The following is a 3280-nucleotide window of genomic DNA, read 5'->3' on the forward strand; positions in this document are numbered from 1 at the left end:
GGGAACTGAGCCCTCGGTGGGAAGTGAGCGCTCGGTGGGGGGCGTGGGGCCGGCGGCGGTGTCAGGCATCGGTGGCGGCGGCGAGCCGCTCGGCGGCGTCCATCTCGACGGCGGAGGCGATGACGGCGTCGAGGTCGCCGTCGAGCACCTGGTCCAGGTTGTAGGCCTTGTACCCGGTGCGGTGGTCCGCGATGCGGTTCTCCGGGAAGTTGTAGGTGCGGATGCGCTCGGAGCGGTCGACGGTGCGCACCTGGGAGCGCCGGGTGGCCGAGGCCGCGGCGGCGGCCTCCTCCTGGCGGGCGGCGAGCAGCCGGGCGCGCAGCACCCGCATCGCCGCCTCCCGGTTCTGCAACTGGGACTTCTCGTTCTGCATCGACACGACGATGCCGGTGGGCAGGTGGGTGATCCGCACCGCGGAGTCGGTGGTGTTGACGCTCTGCCCGCCGGGCCCGGAGGAGCGGTAGACGTCGATGCGCAGGTCGTTCTGGTCGATCTCGACCTCGCCCGGGTCGTCCGCCTCGGGCAGCACGAGCACCCCGGCCGCGGAGGTGTGGATGCGGCCCTGGGACTCGGTGACCGGCACCCGCTGGACGCGGTGCACCCCGCCCTCGTACTTCAGGCTGGCCCACACCCCGTCCGCCGGGTCCTCGAGGGTCCCGCGGGACTTCACCGCCACGGCGACGTCCTTGTAGCCGCCGAGGTCGGACTCGGTGGCGCTGAGCACCTGGGTGCTCCAGCCGCGCCGCTCCGCGTAGCGCAGGTACATGCGCAGCAGGTCACCGGCGAAGAGTGCGGACTCCTCCCCGCCCTCCCCGGCCTTGATCTCGAGGATGACGTCGCGGCCGTCGTCCGGGTCGCGCGGGACGAGGACCTCGCGCAGCTGGTCGGCGGCGTCGTCGGCCGCGCGCTGCAGCTCGGGCAGCTCGGCGGCGAAGGACTCGTCCGCCTCGGCGAGCTCGGCGGCTGCCTCGGCGTCGTCGGCGGCGCGCCGCCAGGCCGTGTAGGCGGCCACGACGCGGCCCAGCTCGGCGTAGCGGCGGCCCAGCCGCTTGGCCCGGCCGGCGTCGGCGTGCACGCTGGGGTCGGCGAGGGCGCGCTCGATCTCCGCGTGCTCGGCGAGCATCGGCTCGACGGCTGCGAACTCCTCACTCACGCCGCTTCCTCCTCCGGTCCTGGGCCCCATTGTCGCCGCTCGGCCGCGGGCAGACGACAGCGCCGGTGGGGGAACCCCACCGGCGCTGGACGCGTGCTACTTGCGCTTCCCGTACCGCTGCTCGAAGCGCGCGACACGACCACCGGTGTCGAGGATCTTCTGCTTGCCCGTGTAGAACGGGTGGCAGGCGCTGCAGACGTCAGCGTTGATCCGGCCGTCGGCTGCGGTGGAGCGGGTCTCGAAGGTGTTCCCACAGGTGCACGTCACCGTGGTCGGGACGTACTCGGGGTGGATGCCCTGCTTCATTCGTGTCTCCTTGGTGTGCTTCGCTCCCGGGTCGGCGCGCGGCGCCCGCCGTGAACCGGAAGCCGACGTTCCAGTGTGCCAGAACGCCGCGGTGGGGAAAAACGTTCCCGCCTCAGTCGTTGCCCATCCCGGGTGTGGTCTTCTGCACGGTGAGGAGGAACTCGGCGTTGGACCGCGTCTCGCGCATCTTGCCCAGGAGCAGCTCGATCGCCTGCTGCTGGTCCAGGGCGCCGAGGACGCGGCGGAGCTTCCACACGATCTTCAGCTCCTCGGCGGACAGCAGCAGCTCCTCGCGGCGGGTGCCCGAGGCGTTGACGTCGACCGCGGGGAAGATCCGCCGGTCGGCGAGCTGGCGGGAGAGCCGCAGCTCCATGTTCCCGGTGCCCTTGAACTCCTCGAAGATGACCTCGTCCATCTTCGAGCCGGTCTCCACCAGCGCCGAGGCGACGATGGTCAGCGACCCGCCGTTCTCGATGTTGCGGGCGGCACCGAAGAACCGCTTGGGCGGGTACAGCGCGCTGGCGTCCACGCCACCGGACAGGATGCGACCGGAGGCCGGGGCGGCGAGGTTGTAGGCGCGGGACAGGCGGGTGATGGAGTCGAGGAGCACGACGACGTCCTGGCCCAGCTCGACGAGTCGCTTGGCGCGCTCGATGGCCAGCTCGGCGACGATCGTGTGGTCCGACGCGGGCCGGTCGAAGGTCGAGGCGATGACCTCCCCCTTGACCGTGCGCTCCATGTCGGTGACCTCTTCGGGCCGCTCGTCGACGAGCACCACCATGAGGTGGACCTCGGGGTTGTTCGTCGTGATGGCGTTGGCCATCTGCTGCATGACGATCGTCTTGCCCGCCTTGGGAGGGGCGACGATGAGGCCACGCTGGCCCTTGCCGATCGGGGCGACGAGGTCGATGATCCGCTGGGTGAGGTTCTGCGGCGTCGTCTCCAGCCGCAGGTGCTCCTCCGGGTAGAGCGGGGTGAGCTTGGCGAACTCCGGCCGGGTGCGCATGCGCTCCGGGGGCGCCCCGTTGACCGTGTCGAGGCGGACGAGCGCGTTGAACTTCTGGCGCTGCTGCTCGCCCTCCTGCGGCTGTCGGACGGCACCGGTGACGGCGTCACCGCGGCGCAGGCCGTACTTCTTGACCTGGTTGAGCGAGACGTAGACGTCGTTCGGGCCCGGCAGGTAGCCGCTGGTGCGGACGAAGGCGTAGTTCTCGAGGATGTCGAGGATGCCGGCGACCGGCAGGAGGACGTCGTCCTCGCTCACCTCCGGCTCGTCGTAGGCGGCGAAGTCGTTGCCACCACGCCGCTTGCGGTTGCGGTCGCGGCTGCGGCGCCGGCTGCGGCCGCCGCGGTCGCCACCGTCCTGGTCGACACGGCGCTGGTCGGTGCGCCGGTCGTCGACGCGGTCGTCGGCCTCGTCGCGCGGGGCGGGCAGCTCGATCGCCTCGAGCGACAGGACCGCCCGCTCGCGCTCCTGGCGCTGCCGCTGCGACCGGCCGGTGGGCAGGTCGACGGCGGGCTCGCTCTTCTCGCGCCGGGCCGGCTCGCGCTCCGCGCGGGGCTGGGGGAGGTCGATCTCCGGGCGGGGTTCCGGCAGCTCGATCTCGGGCCGCTCGGCGCGCTCGGTGCGCTGCGGGCGCTCGGCGCGCTCGGTGCGCTGCGGGCGCTCGGTGCGCGGCTCGGGCAGTTCGATGAGCGGCTGCTGGTCGGTCTTCTCCTCGCCGCCCGGCGACGCCTGCTCGGCGGCGGCGGGTGCACCGGCCGGGGCCGAGACGCGGCGCGCCCGGGTCCGGCGCGGGGCCTCCTCGGCGGCGGGTGCCG

General features: G+C 72.8%; 3 protein-coding genes. All 3 read right to left on the minus strand.

Going from position 1 to position 3280, the window contains the following annotated elements:
* Positions 1 to 61: 61 nt before the first annotated feature.
* On the minus strand, positions 62 to 1153 hold the full coding sequence (gene prfA / locus Q0195_RS09025; RefSeq protein WP_299277328.1) for a peptide chain release factor 1: 1092 nt from the start codon (positions 1151 to 1153) through the stop codon (positions 62 to 64).
* Between the two features lie 96 nt (positions 1154 to 1249).
* Positions 1250 to 1459, minus strand: coding sequence for a 50S ribosomal protein L31 (rpmE, locus tag Q0195_RS09030; protein WP_299277330.1), 210 nt, complete (start codon positions 1457 to 1459; stop codon positions 1250 to 1252).
* Between the two features lie 112 nt (positions 1460 to 1571).
* Positions 1572 to 3280 (minus strand): transcription termination factor Rho (gene rho / locus Q0195_RS09035; protein ID WP_299277332.1); only part of this gene is annotated, 1709 nt, incomplete at its 5' end.

The organism is uncultured Georgenia sp., assembly GCF_937958535.1.
GTDB lineage: Bacteria > Actinomycetota > Actinomycetes > Actinomycetales > Actinomycetaceae > Oceanitalea.